Annotated in this window: 12 protein-coding genes; 3 read left to right on the forward strand and 9 right to left on the reverse strand. The window is 36.8% G+C overall.

Annotated features, from left to right (window positions below):
- Window positions 1-31 precede the first annotated feature (31 nt).
- From ushA to AC5LXV_RS07095, 8 genes are all read right to left on the reverse strand, one after another.
- Window positions 32-1,717 carry a bifunctional UDP-sugar hydrolase/5'-nucleotidase UshA gene (gene ushA / locus AC5LXV_RS07060; protein ID WP_493467792.1) on the reverse strand — a complete coding sequence of 562 codons (1,686 nt, stop codon included), beginning with the start codon at window positions 1,715-1,717 and terminating at the stop codon, window positions 32-34.
- 29 nt (window positions 1,718-1,746) lie between these two features.
- Window positions 1,747-3,048 (reverse strand): pyrimidine-nucleoside phosphorylase, encoded by a 1,302-nt coding sequence (locus tag AC5LXV_RS07065; RefSeq protein WP_493467793.1) that lies wholly within the window; start codon window positions 3,046-3,048, stop codon window positions 1,747-1,749.
- 215 nt (window positions 3,049-3,263) lie between these two features.
- Entirely contained in the window at window positions 3,264-3,659 is a 396-nt protein-coding gene (locus AC5LXV_RS07070; RefSeq protein WP_034883598.1) for a cytidine deaminase, read from the reverse strand.
- A 28-nt stretch (window positions 3,660-3,687) separates the two neighbouring features.
- Window positions 3,688-5,664 carry a bifunctional 2',3'-cyclic-nucleotide 2'-phosphodiesterase/3'-nucleotidase gene (locus AC5LXV_RS07075; protein WP_493467794.1) on the reverse strand — a complete coding sequence of 659 codons (1,977 nt, stop codon included), beginning with the start codon at window positions 5,662-5,664 and terminating at the stop codon, window positions 3,688-3,690.
- Between the two features lie 26 nt (window positions 5,665-5,690).
- Window positions 5,691-6,860: an adenosine deaminase gene (gene add / locus AC5LXV_RS07080; RefSeq protein WP_493467795.1), complete on the reverse strand. Its 1,170-nt coding sequence runs from the start codon at window positions 6,858-6,860 to the stop codon at window positions 5,691-5,693.
- Window positions 6,861-7,173: 313 nt separating this feature from the next.
- Complete coding sequence (locus AC5LXV_RS07085; RefSeq protein WP_110434131.1) at window positions 7,174-8,427, reverse strand: nucleoside permease; 1,254 nt, start codon at window positions 8,425-8,427, stop codon at window positions 7,174-7,176.
- A gap of 192 nt (window positions 8,428-8,619) precedes the next feature.
- On the reverse strand, window positions 8,620-9,336 hold the full coding sequence (gene deoD, locus AC5LXV_RS07090) for a purine-nucleoside phosphorylase (RefSeq protein ID WP_110434130.1): 717 nt from the start codon (window positions 9,334-9,336) through the stop codon (window positions 8,620-8,622).
- Between the two features lie 49 nt (window positions 9,337-9,385).
- Window positions 9,386-10,615 (reverse strand): phosphopentomutase, encoded by a 1,230-nt coding sequence (locus AC5LXV_RS07095; protein WP_493446209.1) that lies wholly within the window; start codon window positions 10,613-10,615, stop codon window positions 9,386-9,388.
- Window positions 10,616-11,097: 482 nt separating this feature from the next.
- Here AC5LXV_RS07095 and murB point away from each other — a divergent pair, with 482 nt between their 5' ends.
- From murB to birA, 3 genes are read left to right on the forward strand one after another with little or no spacing between them, the layout of a single operon-like run.
- Complete coding sequence (gene murB, locus AC5LXV_RS07100; protein WP_493467796.1) at window positions 11,098-12,108, forward strand: UDP-N-acetylmuramate dehydrogenase; 1,011 nt, start codon at window positions 11,098-11,100, stop codon at window positions 12,106-12,108.
- A 36-nt stretch (window positions 12,109-12,144) separates the two neighbouring features.
- Complete coding sequence (locus AC5LXV_RS07105) at window positions 12,145-13,257, forward strand: MFS transporter (RefSeq protein ID WP_493467797.1); 1,113 nt, start codon at window positions 12,145-12,147, stop codon at window positions 13,255-13,257.
- Between the two features lie 7 nt (window positions 13,258-13,264).
- Window positions 13,265-14,218: a bifunctional biotin--[acetyl-CoA-carboxylase] ligase/biotin operon repressor BirA gene (gene birA / locus AC5LXV_RS07110; protein WP_493467798.1), complete on the forward strand. Its 954-nt coding sequence runs from the start codon at window positions 13,265-13,267 to the stop codon at window positions 14,216-14,218.
- Between the two features lie 67 nt (window positions 14,219-14,285).
- Here birA and AC5LXV_RS07115 read toward each other — a convergent pair whose 3' ends face one another.
- Entirely contained in the window at window positions 14,286-16,595 is a 2,310-nt protein-coding gene (locus tag AC5LXV_RS07115; RefSeq protein ID WP_493467799.1) for a zinc/cadmium/mercury/lead-transporting ATPase, read from the reverse strand.
- Window positions 16,596-16,908 lie beyond the last annotated feature (313 nt).

Below are 16,908 nucleotides of genomic sequence, written 5' to 3' on the forward strand. Positions count from 1 at the left end.
ATTTATGTTCTATATCTCTTAGTTAAAACCACTATTTTTCTAAAATAAACTTCGTCGGTTCATAATCGGCGGCATTGATTGGCGAATGCGCTTCAAAATATTGTCTTATCACATCGGCGTCACGGTAACCGGTATCCACATAAGTTGCTGAAGTGTTGGTAACAGGATAACCATCTCCGCCAGCCGCTAAATAATCTAATGTCGTAATGCGATAGGATTTTTGCATATCAATTGGCTCATTATTAATTTTAATATCACTAATCGTATCGCCAGTTTTAGTTAATGTGATATTTTTTAAGTGGGTATAGCCGCCCGAACCCTGTTTTTTACTTAAGGCAACTTTAAGATACTCCACCAACTCACGACCAGTTAAATCAAAATAGACAACACTATTACCAAAAGGCTCAACTTTTAGAATGTCACGATAAGTAATATTACCTTCAATAAGTGAATCTCGAATCATACCGCCAGCCATAACACCAACATCAGCATTAGTTTTTTCGATCAAGGCACTGAGTAGTAACTGTCCCATGTTAGTTTGTTGATATCTTACTACGTTACGTTCACCTTCTAAACGACCAATTAATTCACCGCTTTTCGTAAGTAACTGCTCTTTACCCTGATCTTGATAAGGTTTGAGTGTTGCTAACAATTTTTTATCTTGTTCGATCTCACTGGTGTAATACTCAAGACGTTTAGTATTGTTGCCATTATCCACTTCTTTTTTCAAATTGATGGGAATCAATTGATAATTTTTTAAGGTAATTTTTCCGTTTAAAAAGACAAAATCGGCACGACCAACATATTTGCCCCATTCATGAGCCTGAACAATCCAAGTACCATTTTGTTGATCTGGCGCACATGGCGTACCCGGAACATATTCATTAATACGTTTGTTAGGACTTGCCATACATACCGGATTTTGCGAGTGACCACCCACAATCATATTTAACTCGCCCGGTTTTAATCCTCGTGCTAATGTCACATCACCCGGTGCCATTGAACCATGTTCACCATTTTCATAATGTCCCATATGAGTAACAGCAATAATCATATCAGGATGTTCATTACTTTTAATTTGGTTAATGACTTTTTTCGCTTCTGGCAAGGTTTTACGAAACTCGATACCTTCAGTATTTTTGGGTGAAGTAAGCAAAATAGTGTCATCAGTAGTTAAACCAAATACCGCTACTTTAATACCATTTAAATCAAACATCTTATAGGCATCAAAGACACGCTTATCGGTATTTTTGAAGTAAGTATTTGCTGATAAAAATGGAAAGTGAGCCCATTTTTGTTGTTCACGAATAACGGCTAAAGGATGATCAAATTCATGGTTACCAACCGCCATGGCATCATAACCAATATCGTTCATTCCGATAAAATCGGGTTTAGCTTGTAATACATCGGATTCAGGGACGCCGGTATTAATGTCACCACCTGAAAGTAGCAGTAATTTTCCGCCTTTTTCTGCAACTTCTTTTCTGATTTGATCTACCACTGTTTTTTGCGCTGCTAAACCATACTCGCCAATATCATTTTGCCAAAAATGACCATGATGGTCGTTAGTATGCAAAATAGTAAACGAGTAGGGTTTGTTTTTCTCCCAAGTAACTGCGGTAGGCTGCTTGGTGGTATCTGCGGCAAATGAATTTGCTGAAAACAGAATGGAAATAACAAGTAGTGACAGTTTTTTATTCAAATTAAAACAATACATGGCGTCTTCTAAATCCTTATTTATTAAAACTATTCCGTAATTACTTTAAAGATTAATTGCGGTTGTTTAGCACTATCACTGATCTCAATATTGTCATACAATTTTTGTTTAATTGCATCAATTTGATCACTACTTGCGTGAATCGTTAATAGCGCTTCGCCCTCTGCAACTTTATCACCCACTTTTTTATGTAAAACGATACCGACAGCAGGATCAATAATATCTTCTTTAGTTGCTCGTCCGGCACCTAATTGCATCGCAGCAATACCAATTTGGTCGGCAATAATCCGTGAGACATAACCTGATTTTTGTGCTGGTAGATCGATTTGATAACGTGCATTGGCCAATTTTTCAGGATGATCAACGACTGAACTATCGCCACCTTGAGCTTCAATTAGCGTTTTGAATTTCTCAATCGCTTTACCATTTTTAATCACTTCTTGTAGTTTATCTCTTGCTTCATCTAATGTCTTAGCTTTATTGGCTAACACCACCATTTGACTACCAAGGGTTAAAACTAACTCAGTTAAATCAGCAGGGCCATGACCATTTAGCGTATCAATGGCTTCTTTAACTTCTAAGGCATTACCAATAGCATATCCTAAAGGTTGTGACATGTCTGAGATAATCGCCATGGTTCGTCGGCCAATTTGATTACCAATATTAACCATTTCATGCGCCAATTTTTCCGAATCTTCCATCGTTTTCATTAAGGCACCGTCACCGGTTTTAACATCTAATACAATAGCATCAGCGCCAGCAGCCAGTTTTTTACTCATTATTGAGCTAGCAATCAATGGAATAGAGTTAACCGTACCAGTTACATCACGCAATGAGTAGAGCTTTTTATCGGCAGGAGTCAAGTTGCCGGATTGGCCAATAACGGCTACACCTTTTTGGTTAACTTGATCGATAAACTCTTGTTTACCTAATTCGATTTTAAAGCCGGGAATTGTTTCAAACTTATCAGTTGTGCCACCAGTGTGACCTAATCCACGACCTGACATCTTAGCAACCGGAATATCTAAAGCAGCGACTAATGGTGCCAACACTAAAGTGGTTGTATCACCCACGCCACCAGTTGAATGTTTATCGACTTTAATACCTTTAATAGATGAAAGATCAACAGTATCACCGGAATACATCATCGCACTGGTTAAATCAGCACACTCTTTTGATGTCATACCTTGGTAATAAATTGCCATAAGTAACGCACTGACTTGATAGTCAGGAATCGTACCATTAGTATAATTAGTAATAAAAAATTGAATTTCTTCGGTGGTTAACGCATGGCCATCACGTTTTTTTTCAATAATATCTACAAATCTCATTACTCTTCTCTCTTAATATCAATAAATCAAATTAGGATTATATTCTTCTCATCCACGATTTGGATTGATAATAACGCTGATGTTAGCCAACTATATCATCAATCACTTTTATTATTTGCCTATTAGTTTTTCAATTTATTCTGTTAATTTATTTTCTAAATTGACTTCCTAAATATACTTTCTAATTAGTTAAAATACATTGCCCACCGATAAAACTAATCTAAATCACTTGGTGAAAATGAGAAAGGTAATAATTCACCGACAGTGGTTTCTTGAATTTTGCCGTGCATATTAGTTAAAATTACCGGCATATCTTTAGCACAAAATTCACTGATAACTTGACGACAAGCTCCACAAGGTGAAATAGGCCCTTCGGTATCACCAATCACCACTAATTTTTTGAATTTTGTTTTCCCTTCTGATACGGCTTTAAAAATCGCCGTTCGTTCAGCACAGTTAGCTAGTCCATAAGAGGCATTTTCAATATTGCATCCTAAAATAACTTCATCATCTTCGGTAATCAATACCGCACCGACTTGAAATTTAGAATAGGGCACATAAGCCTTTGAGCGAGCTGTTTTAGCGAGTTCGATTAGTTTATCAATTTTCATAATTATAATCCTTGTAGTCTTCAATCTCTTACTGGTTTTTAGGTTGTGATTTGCTTGCTGTTTGTAAATCAATTTGATAGACACCAAAACCTAACTTATCTTTCTCAACAAATTTAGTCGGATACAATGAATGGTTTTCAATATACGCTTTGGCTTCCTCCGTCGGTGAAGATTCAAAGCGGATATCCAAATTATTCTGGCTATGAATCGGCGCAATTCGCCAGTTATTGTCAACTGTTACCTTCACTTCACCTTGTTTCTTAGTGCGATTAGTAATGTAAGCTGAAAGAATGACTCTTAAGTCATCCGGCGAATTAAATTTAACATTTTTACCGCCGGTTCCCGGGAATGCACCGGTGTAAGCACGGTAGTTATTCGTGGCAATTAAAAAAGCTTGATTGGTATCAATCGGTTTTTGTTGATAAGTTAAGTTTACAATACGTTCTGAATCAGGGTTGATTAACTGACAATTACCATCGTAACGCGCTGGTTTAGTGATATCAATTTGATAATTCACTCCATCGATAGTATCAAAATTATAAGTTCTAAATTTATCCCAATTAATCAAATATTGTGGTTGTGGCGAATTGATATCAATTTGATTATAAACACCCGCAGAACATTCTAGCCACTCTTTAACCTCTTTTCCGGTAATCTTAACGGCTGATAAAATATTCGGATAAAGATAGATATCGGCTGCATTTCTAAAGGTTAAGTCACCTTTTTTCACATCTACATATGCAGTAGGATCATTTTTACGACCACCTGCTTTAAATGGAGCAATCGCTGACAAAATGGTTAAGCCATCTAGATCAGGATCACCTTGCACAAATTGTTTTACATAATCAATTTGCGCATCGCTAATAATCTGTAAAGCGGAGGTATCTTCCACTAAGGCTAAATAACTATTGATATCGGTTGATACCTTACCAATTGGCTTACCGACAAACTCTCGGGTACCTTCATGATCCTCTTTTAACACTTTAACAATGTTTTGATCGGCATCAACCAACGCTTTTTTGTTTTTAACATCAAAGATTGGGCGGGCTTGTGATTTACCAGAAACCACTTTCCAATTAGCCTTATCACCTTCAATAACTAAATCGACCACGCCTAAATGGCTACCCCATTGCCCTGGCATTACCGCCGGTATATGGTTAATATTTCCGGTATTAATATCGGTATTAGGCAACGATTTAAAATCTTCACTTGGGAATACGCCATGTGAATGGCCAAACATAATGGCATTAATCCCCTCAACTTGGCTTAAATAGTAAACCGAATTTTCCGCTAAAGCCTTATAAGGTTCAGCAGAAACGCCGGAATGGGGAATCGCTACAATAATATCTGCCCCCTGTTTTTTCATTTCAGGTACCAACTCTTTGGCGGTTTGGGTAATATCTTTAACTATTACTTTTCCTTCCAAATTAAGTTTATCCCATTGCATGATTTGTGGTGGAACAAAACCAATATAACCGATTTTAATAGTGTGTTGTTTACCGTCTCTATCAACAACTGGTTTATCTAGAATAATATATTGTCTGAAGAAAGGTTTATTCGTTTTGGCATCATATACGTTGGCATTAACATAAGGAAAATTTGCCCCAGCCTGACTTTTTTGTAAAAAATCCAAACCAAAATTAAATTCATGATTACCGATATTACCAACTACATAATCTAGCGTATTAAGGGCTTTATAAACCGGATGGATATCACCTTTGTTTAGTCCCTTATTCAAGGCATAATCAGCCATAGGACTGCCTTGAATCAGATCACCATTATCAACTAATACACTATTTTTAACCTCTTGTCGTGCTTGATGAATTAAATTGGCGGTTTTAGTTAAACCAAAGGTATCAATATCCTGATCTTTAAAATAATCGAAATTCATCATATTACCGTGCAGATCAGTGGTTTCCATAATTCTTAAATCTACTATTGCAGCTTGCAGTGTTCCAGAAATTAATAGGGGTAGTAGACTTAACGTTAATCGGGTTTTATTCATTTTAATCTCCTATTTTTCTGCTTCAGTTAATCATTAACCTGTTGTGCTAATAAAATTTGGTAATGTTGTAATCGTTCAATAATAGCGGGGTGATACTGCTCATCGTTGATTGCTTGTTGTAAACACTGCTTATCATTGGTGGTAAAAAAAGCCAAAACTTCATTTACTAGACGTGATTTTTCTTTGGATTCAATAAATGCGGCATCAATTCCACAAAGTGTAATATCAAATAGTTCTAAGCGTGAAAAGTGAAAAATTTGTTCGGCGAGTTGATATTCTTTTTCAATATCGGTACCAAAAATACCTGCATCATCGGTATTAAGGGTGATTCTTACCCCTTTATCATAAAGTTTTCGAATTGGATGATTATGAATATCACCATGTAAATTATTGACTAAAATACGGTTACTGGTAAGAGCTATTTCTAAAGTGATCTTGTTTTCCACCAATTGCTTAATCAATTTATCATCTTCAATCGCGGCAATACCGTGGCCGATTCGATTAGCGCCATGCTTAAGCGCTTGGATAATACTTTCTGCGCAATCGATTTCCCCAGCGTGATAAGATTTTTTTAAGTTTAATTTAGACGCGAGTTGATGAGCTTTGGCGAAATCATCAAAATGCCCAGCTTTTTCATTGCCGGCAATATTAAATCCAGTAATGAATGGATGAGGATTATTCTCAATAAATTGTAATGTCTCGTATACTACATCGGCGCCAAGATGGCGTACGCCAATAACATGATATTGTACCGTTATATTATGCTCTTTTTGGACATCGACAATCGCTTTGTCCATTTGATTTAATGTTTGTTGAAATCTTGCTTGATCCCAAATAACTTTACCTTGGTTTTCTGTTGCACAAATATGATAAGGCAATAGAAATAATTCGCAATAAATTAAGCCTTGTTTAGCATTTCGGCTCAAAAAATCGTAGGTGATTAGGTAATAATCGTCAGGATGTTTCACAAAATTAGAGACAATATCATAGGTTTGGATAAATGAAACAAAATCGGATTCATCATAGTTATATCGACCATTTTTATACTCGGCTTGATCATATTCGCCGGTTCGATAACATAATGACTCAGGGAAAGTTAAATGATTTTTATCGGCTAGTTTTTTCGCCATAAAGGGAGTAATACTGCCTTCTACATGCTCATGAAGTATAACTTTAGGGATTATTTGTTTATTCATCGAGTTCTAATCTGTTTAAGTATATGCTTATAGGCACTTGTAAATTATTCATCAATCAGTAAGACTAAATTGATACAATCATTACAAGCATTTTATTCTACCTTGATAAGACACTTATTTTCCAGATATTTTGTGTAACTTATCGGTTTTCTGTGAGACTGATAACATTTTAGCCAAGTTAATAATTAGGCAACAATTTAACTGTTGCCTAATCGGTGATTTTGCCAAATGAATTAATTTGGTTTATCTATCTATTCTAAACTTGATTTAATAATTCAGGTCAAAAAACGCTTTGACCTGAATTTAATTTTAATTAGTTGCTAAGGGATGCGGTTTTTTGCTCAGTAGTATCATTTTTGAATATCAAGACAAAAATAATTGCAAGCACTAATGAATAACCAGCAAAGATAAGCCATACAGTATGCCAATCAGTACCTGCTTCAGATTTAAAGTAATCAACAACTAAACCACTACCCATTGAACCTAAATAAGCACCAATACCGTTAGTCATCGTCATAAATAAACCTTGAGCACTGTTACGGATGTTAGGTGATACTGTTTTTTCAACATACATTGATCCAGAAATATTATAGAAGTCAAACGCACAACCATAAACAATCATTGATAATAGTAACAGCACAAAACCGAATGGTGATGGATCGCCGTAAGCAAAAAGACCAAAGCGAGCAACCCATGCCAACATACTGATTAACATCACATATTTAATACCAAGTTTCTTCATAAAAAATGGTACAAATAAGATAAATACCACTTCTGAAATTTGCGAAATTGATAATAAAACTGATGGGTATTTAACTACTAAGCTATCAGCGTATTCCGGTATTTTATCGAAGTCATGTAGAAACGGATTACCAAAAGTATTAGTAATTTGTAAAATCCCACCTAATAATACCGCAAATAAAAAGAAGATGGCCATTTTAGGTTGTTTTAATAATACAAATGCATCTAAACCTAATGCACTTATAATAGACTTTTCTTTGCCATCATTTTTTGTAACTTCAATTAAAGGTAAGGTTAATGAATAGAGACTTAATAAAACCGAACTACCAGCTGCAATATAAAGTTGCATATTACTGAGTTCTAACTGCATAAAGCTAACCATCCACATCGCTACAATAAAACCGATAGTGCCGAAGATTCGAATTGCCGGGAACTGTTCGATAACGTCTAGTCCTTGTGATTCTAAGCAAGAGTAAGAAATTGAATTAGAAATTGCAATGGTTGGCATAAACGCAAGACAATGGATAAGCATCACTAATACCATTAAACCTGGTGAAGTAATAGATGCCGCGATAAATAAGGTTACTGCGCCAATCAAATGGCATAGCACATATAAACGATTAGCAGGTATCCATCTATCAGCTACGATACCAAGCAGACTAGGCATAAATACTGAGGCAATCCCCATGGTGCCATATACGGCGCCGACTTCAATACCAGTAAAGTTTAATATTTTCATCATATAGGAGCCTAAGGTAATTAACCAACTCCCCCAGATAAAAAATTGTAAGAATAAAATAACTTTCAGTTGTAGCTTGGTATTCATTTCGATTCCTTATTAAATGAGCTCTTTTCTAACCTATAAGATAAAAATTAATGAATAATTAAAATTTGTTATGACTATCAAAACGCTAGTTATAACGATAAATCCATTGACAGTTAACACAGTTTAATAACTGCCAATGAAAAATTTATATATTTTTTAAATAAAAAAAATGGCAGAAATTCTGCCATTAATTTAATTTGAATTAAGTAATACCGACTCTAAAGCAACAGTAATCATCTCTTTAAAACCAAGCTGACGCTGTTCGGAAGACATCGCTTCACCTTTTCGAATATGATCCGATACGGTACAAATTGCCAACGCTTTGGCGCCATATTCTGCTGCCACACCATAAATACCCGCCGCTTCCATTTCGACACCTAAAATATTGTATTTTTCCATAATATCGAAAAGATCAGGCTCGACGCTATAAAATAGATCAGCTGAAAAAATATTACCAACTTTAACATTCACATTTAATTGTTTCGCTGCATTAACTGCATTACAAACAAGACCAAAATCAGCAATGGCGGCAAAATCATGATTTTTAAAACGCAAACGATTTACTTTAGAATCCGTACAGGCGCCCATACCTATAACCACATCACCAAGATTGACATCAGGGCTAATTGCGCCACATGAACCGATACGAATGATGTTTTTAACACCATAAAACTTAATCAATTCAGTAGTATAGATAGAACAAGATGGAATACCCATACCATGCCCCATCACGGAAACTTGTTTACCTTTATAGTGACCAGTAAAACCAAGCATTCCTCTAACATTAGTTACTTCTTTCGCATTATCTAAAAAAGTTTCGGCAATAAACTTAGCTCGTAATGGATCGCCGGGCATCAAAACCGTTTGAGCAAAAGCATCATCGGCGGCGTTAATATGTGGGGTAGGCATTTAACTCTCCTGATTAATTACTAAAAAACGAACTCAACAAAACAAATCATTATTTGCTAATAAATGATTCGCCATAATCCATTGGTGATAAATCAAAATAATCGGCAACACTTTGCCCGATATCAGCAAATGTTTTACGATGACCAAGTGATCCCACCGGAACGCTATCACCGTAAACTAAAACTGGAATATGTTCACGAGTATGATCTGTACCAGACCAAGTTGGATCACAACCATGATCAGCGCTAATAATTAAAAGATCGCCCGGTTCAATAAGCGCTAACATCTCAGGCAAACGTTTATCAAAATATTCTAACGCTGCTGCGTAACCTGCAACGTCACGTCGATGACCATAAGAGGAGTCAAAATCAACAAAATTGGTAAACACAATAGTGTTATCTTTCGCTTGTTTGATTTCTTTTAATGAAGCATCAAATAACGCTTCAATACCTGTTGCTTTAACTTTTTTGGTAATACCCACTTCAGCATAGATATCGGCAATTTTACCAATTGACACTACTGTACCTTGTTTTTCATCAACCAGTTTTTTAATCATTGTTGGTGCTGGTGGTTCGACAGCTAAATCATGACGATTGCCGGTACGGACAAATTCACCCGGTTTATTACCTAAAAATGGTCGAGCAATAACGCGGCCGATATTATAATCGCCTTTATTAAGCTCATCACGCGCAATTTCACAAACTTCATAAAGCTTATCTAGACCAAAAGTCTCTTCGTGGCAGGCAATTTGAAACACTGAATCAGCAGAGGTATAAAAAATAGGTTTACCCGTAGCCATATGCTCAAGGCCAAGCTCATCAAGAATCACAGTCCCCGATGAATGGCAATCACCGAGATAGCCCGGCAAATTAGCACGTTTAACAATCTTATCTAATAATTCTTGAGGAAAGCTATTAGTAGTATTAGTAAAATAACCCCAATCAAACAACACAGGAACGCCAGCGATCTCCCAATGACCAGATGGCGTATCTTTACCAGATGAAATTTCACTGGCATAACCATAAGCACCAATTACATCACCTTCGGTAGCCATTCCTTTAGGGTATGCACCTGTAGATTCATAAGCGGCCTCAATCAAACCTAATTTCCCTAAATTAGGTAATTTTAATGGGCCTTGTCGACCATGATCTGCTTTACCTAAAGCACAAGCTTCGGCAATATGACCTAAAGTATCCGAACCTTCATCGCCATACTTTTTGGCATCTTCTGCACCGCCGATCCCGAAGGAATCGAGGATCATAATAAAAACTCTTTTCATAATTTCCTCTAAATCTCAACTACCATAAAACAGAGCTACCATCTTGAAGCATAAATTCATTTAAAACCGTGATCGATAACTTATTTCTCGAATTTTATAAAATAATAATAACGTTTACCATAAGGCTGAGTAAAATAGATTATAACTAAATTTATAAAAAAGATCGTTTGGTTAGCTATAATACATGATAAAAAAAAACAAAAAAGGGATTAACTCATATTCATTGATTATTTGGCTAATCTTTTGACATTTTTATCAATAAATAAAAAGTCAAGATAAGTAAAAAAATAGTTTAATCCATAAAAGATCGTTTTGCATTGTGTTAAGATAGCAAATAAATAAGCTTTAATTGAATAAAGTGTTTTATCAAAAATTGATAACGCATTGATTGATTAATTCTAAATACTGAATGTCTATCAAAAGCGTCAAATAAAATTGGTTGAATCGAATTTAAAAGTATTTTTTATAAAAGGTAGTCATTAATGAACCCAAAAATTCCTAATACATTTGCTCTAGATGTTTATGCCAACCGGGTCGAAACAGTCACAACTGTTGAACAACTAATGCAAGTTTGGAAAAACAATCTCGATAATCAACCTTTTATAATTATTGGACAAGGCAGTAATACATTATTTACTGAAAATTTTGCTGGTACAATCATAGTTAATCGAATTAAAGGATTAACCATAACCGAAACCGCGACTCACTGGCATTTAAAAGTGGGGGCCGGCGAATATTGGCATGATTTAGTTGCTAACACTATTAACCAGAACATCCCTGGCCTTGAAAACTTGGCTTTAATACCCGGTTGTGTTGGTTCTGCACCCATCCAAAATATTGGTGCATATGGGGTTGAATTTCAAAAAGTCGCGGATTATGTTGAATTACTTGAATTTTCAACCGGTAAAATTATTACTGTCACTGATGGTCAATATGGCTATCGTGAAAGCATCTTCAAACAAAAATATGCCAATGATTACGCCGTTGTCTATGTTGGTATCAAATTACCAAAACAGTGGAATCCAGTGCTAACTTATGGTGAATTAAGAAATTTTGATGCAAATAGCGTCACCCCTAAAATGATCTTTGATAAAGTGTGTGAAATCCGTCGAAGCAAATTGCCTGATCCTAATGTACTAGGTAATGGTGGAAGCTTCTTTAAAAATCCGATAGTCGATAAAAAACTTGCGGATAAACTACTTGAAAAATATCCAACAATGCCTATATATCCACAAACAGCAGATCAAATAAAATTAGCTGCCGGTTGGTTAATTGATCAGTGTGGTCTAAAAGGATACCAAATTGGTGGTGCAGCAGTCCATCAACAACAAGCTCTGGTATTAGTCAATAAAGATAATGCGACCGCGCAAGATGTTGTCGCATTAGCGCGTTATATCATCAATGCAGTATTGCAAAAGTTCTCGGTGCACCTATCGCCTGAAATTCGATTTATGGGAGCGACAGGTGAAATTGACGTGGATAAATTTTTATAAATACGTCCTAAAAACAACAAAATTACTTACAAACTTATGAAACATTCGTATTCATTTCCTATTTTATTAACGAGTTTACTATTTGTTACCATTGCTCTATCGGCACTCAATACCCAAGTGCCACTTTGGCTTGTGCGTGAAGAATTTTCGCTAGGGCAGATAGGCTTAGTTGGCTCGAGCTATTTCGCAGGTAACTTGCTTGGCACGATTATGGCAAATTGGTTTATTAGCCGATTTAATGCCAGATTAACTTACACCTACAGTTGTATCATTTTTGCAATTGCGACTATCGGTTTAAGCTTCTCAATGGATTTTTACAGCTGGGCTATCTGGCGATTTTTCATTGGGATCGCTTGTGCTGTCACTTGGGTGGTGATTGAAAGTTGTATTTTAGTCACTGGTACAGTACGCACTCGAGGAAAAATGCTTGCGGTATATTTGACTACTTACTACTTAGGTACCGTATTAGGACAAGCATTGCTGCAATATTTTCCGCAAGAGGTTCTCTATTTTGGTTTAGTGATTGCCGTATTAATGGGATTAGCCATCTTATTTATATTGTTAACCCATTACAAATTACCGAAGAAGAAAAAAAGCAGTTTCAACATTATGCCAATGATAATGTATAAACCTTCTCGCGTTGGCTTAATTGGTTGTGCCATTGCCGGTATGTTAATTGGATCACTTTATTCACTAATGCCTGCTTACTACTCTCACTTAGGTTATACCGATAATCAAGTTGCCAATTGGATGGTACTACTAATACTTTCTGGTGTGATTGCCCAAATGCCGGCTAACTGGTGTGCAGATAGGTTTGGTCGCCGTATTGTATTGTTAGTTGAATCAATTTTCATGATGATCGCCTGTGGCTTGCTGATATTCAACGTTTATGGTGTATTAGCCATTATTCTACTTGGTGCCACCATTTACACCATTTATCCAATCTCCATGGCGTGGGCTTGCTCATGTGTTCGCAAACAAGAAATTGTATCGATGAACCAAGCCATGCTATTAACCAATACACTCGGAAGTCTAGTTGCTCCGGCTGTGATAGCTTTTATAATGGACACATTAAGCAATACTTACTTATTTATTAGTTTTGCTATAATTTCACTCTATTTTGTTGTTTTATTATTGCTCAAAAAGTGAGGATTGAATGCGCAGTAACCAAAATCCATTGAAATTAATCAATATATTAGCTGATGGACAGTTTCACTCAGGTGAGGAACTTGCCAACCAATTTGGCATTACCCGTGCTGGCATCAACAAATATATCAAAGTACTACGAGATTGGGGCATCACCTTATCATCCGTACAAGGTAAAGGTTACTGTTTAGCATCACCAATTGACTTACTCGATAAAGTCAAAATAGACGAAAATTATGGTGAGGATAGTCATGTAGAGGTGTTGCCGATCATCGACTCGACCAACCAATATCTATTAAATAATATTGAAAAATTACAAACAGGTGACAGTTGTGTAGCCGAGTTTCAATCTAAAGCTCGAGGTAGACGAGGGCGACAATGGTTCGCACCGTTTGGCAGTAATCTTTACTTTTCGATGTATTGGCGACTTGATCAAGGTATTGCAGCTGCTATGGGACTAAGTTTAGTGGTTGGTATTGTGATGGCTGATACATTACGGGAAATCTCTGGTCAAGATATCAAAGTTAAATGGCCTAATGATTTGTATCTTGATGATCAAAAACTTGCAGGCATATTAGTCGAACTTGCGGGTAAAACCGGTGATTGCGCGCATGTTGTTATTGGTGTGGGGGTCAACTTAATGATGACCAACCCCGATCCCAACATCGTCAACCAAAAATGGGCTAATTTAGGTAAAGTTGATCGCAATTTGCTGGTAGCAAAGGTAGCTAAAAACCTCAAAACCAAACTTCGTGACTTTGAACAACACGGTCTAACACCATTTCTTAATGATTGGCAACGACTTGACAATTTTGTTAATCGCCCGGTTAAATTATTAATTGGTGACAATGTGATCCGCGGTGTTGCTAAAGGTATCAATGAGCAGGGTGCATTACTTTTAGAACAAAATAGCGAAACCAAGGCGTTTATCGGTGGCGAAATTTCATTAAGGAGTGATGAATAAATAGTCAATAGTCGCTGTCACAAAATTGCCCCATTTAAGTATAAATGGGGCATGATAAAATTAGTACCTATTTTTTAATTCTCAATAACCGCAAAGCATTAGCGGTAACGATTGCCGTGGTACCAGAATCAGCTAACACCGCTAACCAAAGCCCTGTCACGCCAAATAAACTAGTGATTAAAAATATCAACTTAATTCCCAAAGCAATGGTAATATTTTGCTTAATATTTCGATTAGCCAAGCGAGTTAAGCGAATCAACATTGGCAAACTTAACAAATTGTTTTTAGTCAACGCCGCATCCGCCGTTTCGAGTGCAACATCAGTCCCGCTGCCCATGGCAATTCCGACTGTGGCGGCTTTCATTGCTGGGGAATCATTAATGCCATCACCAATCATCGCAATCGGAGTCTGCCGACCAATCTCTTCGATTTTGGCTAACTTATCTGCCGGCAATAGCTCAGCACGATACTCCATACCTAATTGACCGGCAATTGCTTTAGCGGCGCGTTGATTATCGCCAGTTAACATCAAGGTTTGCAAACCAAGTTGCTTAAGTTCAGTGATAGCCGGTAAAGCATCATTACGCAGTACATCTTGCAAAGCAATAATCCCCAGCAACTGTTGACTGGTGGTAACGACTACAACCGTCTTACCACCATCTTCAAGCTGAGTAATCGTATGAGCATCCTCGGCATTAAGCGCAGTTGACACTGTCTCGATCTTATTTGGCGACACAACAAAATAGGTTTGCTGATTTAATTCACCTTGTATCCCAACACCAGCAATTGCTTTACGATTATTTGCTTCGGCAAACTCGATCGGCTTTTGCTTAACATAATCGACTAATGCTTTAGCTAAAGGATGGTGTGAGCCGCTTTCAACCGCCGCAACAATCGTTAACAGCTCCTCGTTAGAACAGTGTCGATTAATGACATCAGTCACTTGTGGCTTACCTTCGGTTAATGTTCCTGTCTTATCAAACGCCAACATTTTAATTGAACCAATACGCTCGAGTGCCGCACCGCCCTTAATTAATACCCCGTATTTAGCCGCGCTAGACAAGGCCGAGGTAATCACCGCTGGAGTTGATATTACTAACGCACAAGGACAACCAATTAACAACAACGTCAACCCTCGATATATCCAAGTATACCAATCAGCGCCGGTCAACAATGGTGGAATTAGGATCACTAAAAACGCAAATAATGTAATCGCCGGCGTATAATAACGGCTAAACTTATCGATAAACCGCTCTATTGGCGCTTTACGATCCTCGGCATCTTCAATCAGCTGTAAAATACGATCGACAGCATTTTGTCCCGATTTTGAAATCACCTTAAGTTGAATGGTATTATCGACTACTAACGACCCAGCTAAAATTTTATCACCACTTAAATAATTAACCGGAATGGACTCACCGGTTAGCGCACTTTCATCAATACTGGCTTGTTCGCTAACCAAAATAACATCAGCTGGTAATCGACCACCGGATGAAATTTCGATAATATCATCTGGTTTTAAGGTATGACTAGCAACTGTTTTCCTTTTACCATCAATAATAATCACCGTCTCATCAGGCATTAATTCCGCTAGTGATGAGATGCCTTTTTTCGCCTTACTGGTTGCAAAGCCTTCCAGCATCTCGCCTATCATAAACAGAAAGATCACCATGGTGGCTTCTTCGGCCGCACCAATAAACAGCGCACCCATTGCCGAAATACTCATTAGTGTTTCAATCGCAAACGGCGTACCACTACGGGTTAAAACAATAGCCTCTTTCAAAATTGGGATAATCCCAACTACAGCTGTCACAATAAATGCATATTCACCTGCGGTTTTATTCACCAACAAAATGAGATAACTAACCACAATCAATACACCTAAAACCGCTAATGGAATAAATGCCTTTTTATCAAAACTATGCGAATGTTCATGGTGATGAGCCGGGCTCGACTCAAAAATCGGCGTATAGCCTAGTTCTATAACCTTATCTTCAATCATCTTGATTACTGCATCATCATGCTTAGGAATAAAAACGATTAATTTTTCGGTTGAGAATATGATTTTGGTTTGATTAATATTTGGCAGTGTTTTAACACCGTTTTCGATTTTGCTGGCGCAATGAGCGCAATCCATACCTTGAATTTTCCAAGTTAACTTAACGCCTTGGCTACTCCGCTCTGGGTCTTCGGGGGGATCTTCAATCTCACATTTTTGTGATGTGCTATGATCATGCCCATCACAGCATGCGCTATGACTAGTTTCCTGAGAATGGTGAGAATCGTGGGAATGATTATGAGCAATATTATGACAATCGCCATGACAATGATCGTGATTATCGTGGTGAGATTGTCCGGATTTGTTATTATATAACATAACGTTACCTCTTTTTGTGGATGATTTTGATTGTACACTCAAAAAAACAAAAAGAAATCTTTTTTAAACAAATTTTCCCAAAAGTTGAGGAAGTTTTTTTCAGCCAACATCATGCTATTGCCAACCCTTTTTTTTGACTAAAAATAAAATTATTAAAAATCAATAAAATATAAATTTGTCAAAAAAAAGGGTTTTTATGAGTAAAAATCCACTTTTACTTCTTGCAAACTATGTTTATATTATATCGTGTTCTAGATTAATGCCGTGTAGGTAGTTTAGAAAACTTGAGCGCATCAGCGCACAATTTAATAAC

Source organism: Gilliamella sp. LMG 34359 (genome assembly GCF_984569085.1).

What these genes read in the sequence shown, in the direction of transcription:
- AC5LXV_RS07115 (WP_493467799.1), bottom strand. Translation starts at nt 16,595, where the DNA reads ATGTTATATAATAACAAATCCGGACAATCTCACCACGATAATCACGAT.
- AC5LXV_RS07070 (WP_034883598.1), bottom strand. Translation starts at nt 3,659, where the DNA reads ATGAAAATTGATAAACTAATCGAACTCGCTAAAACAGCTCGCTCAAAG.
- AC5LXV_RS07085 (WP_110434131.1), bottom strand. Translation starts at nt 8,427, where the DNA reads ATGAATACCAAGCTACAACTGAAAGTTATTTTATTCTTACAATTTTTT.
- birA (WP_493467798.1), top strand. Translation starts at nt 13,265, where the DNA reads ATGCGCAGTAACCAAAATCCATTGAAATTAATCAATATATTAGCTGAT.
- murB (WP_493467796.1), top strand. Translation starts at nt 11,098, where the DNA reads ATGAACCCAAAAATTCCTAATACATTTGCTCTAGATGTTTATGCCAAC.
- AC5LXV_RS07105 (WP_493467797.1), top strand. Translation starts at nt 12,145, where the DNA reads ATGAAACATTCGTATTCATTTCCTATTTTATTAACGAGTTTACTATTT.
- AC5LXV_RS07065 (WP_493467793.1), bottom strand. Translation starts at nt 3,048, where the DNA reads ATGAGATTTGTAGATATTATTGAAAAAAAACGTGATGGCCATGCGTTA.
- deoD (WP_110434130.1), bottom strand. Translation starts at nt 9,336, where the DNA reads ATGCCTACCCCACATATTAACGCCGCCGATGATGCTTTTGCTCAAACG.
- AC5LXV_RS07075 (WP_493467794.1), bottom strand. Translation starts at nt 5,664, where the DNA reads ATGAATAAAACCCGATTAACGTTAAGTCTACTACCCCTATTAATTTCT.
- AC5LXV_RS07095 (WP_493446209.1), bottom strand. Translation starts at nt 10,615, where the DNA reads ATGAAAAGAGTTTTTATTATGATCCTCGATTCCTTCGGGATCGGCGGT.
- ushA (WP_493467792.1), bottom strand. Translation starts at nt 1,717, where the DNA reads ATGTATTGTTTTAATTTGAATAAAAAACTGTCACTACTTGTTATTTCC.
- add (WP_493467795.1), bottom strand. Translation starts at nt 6,860, where the DNA reads ATGAATAAACAAATAATCCCTAAAGTTATACTTCATGAGCATGTAGAA.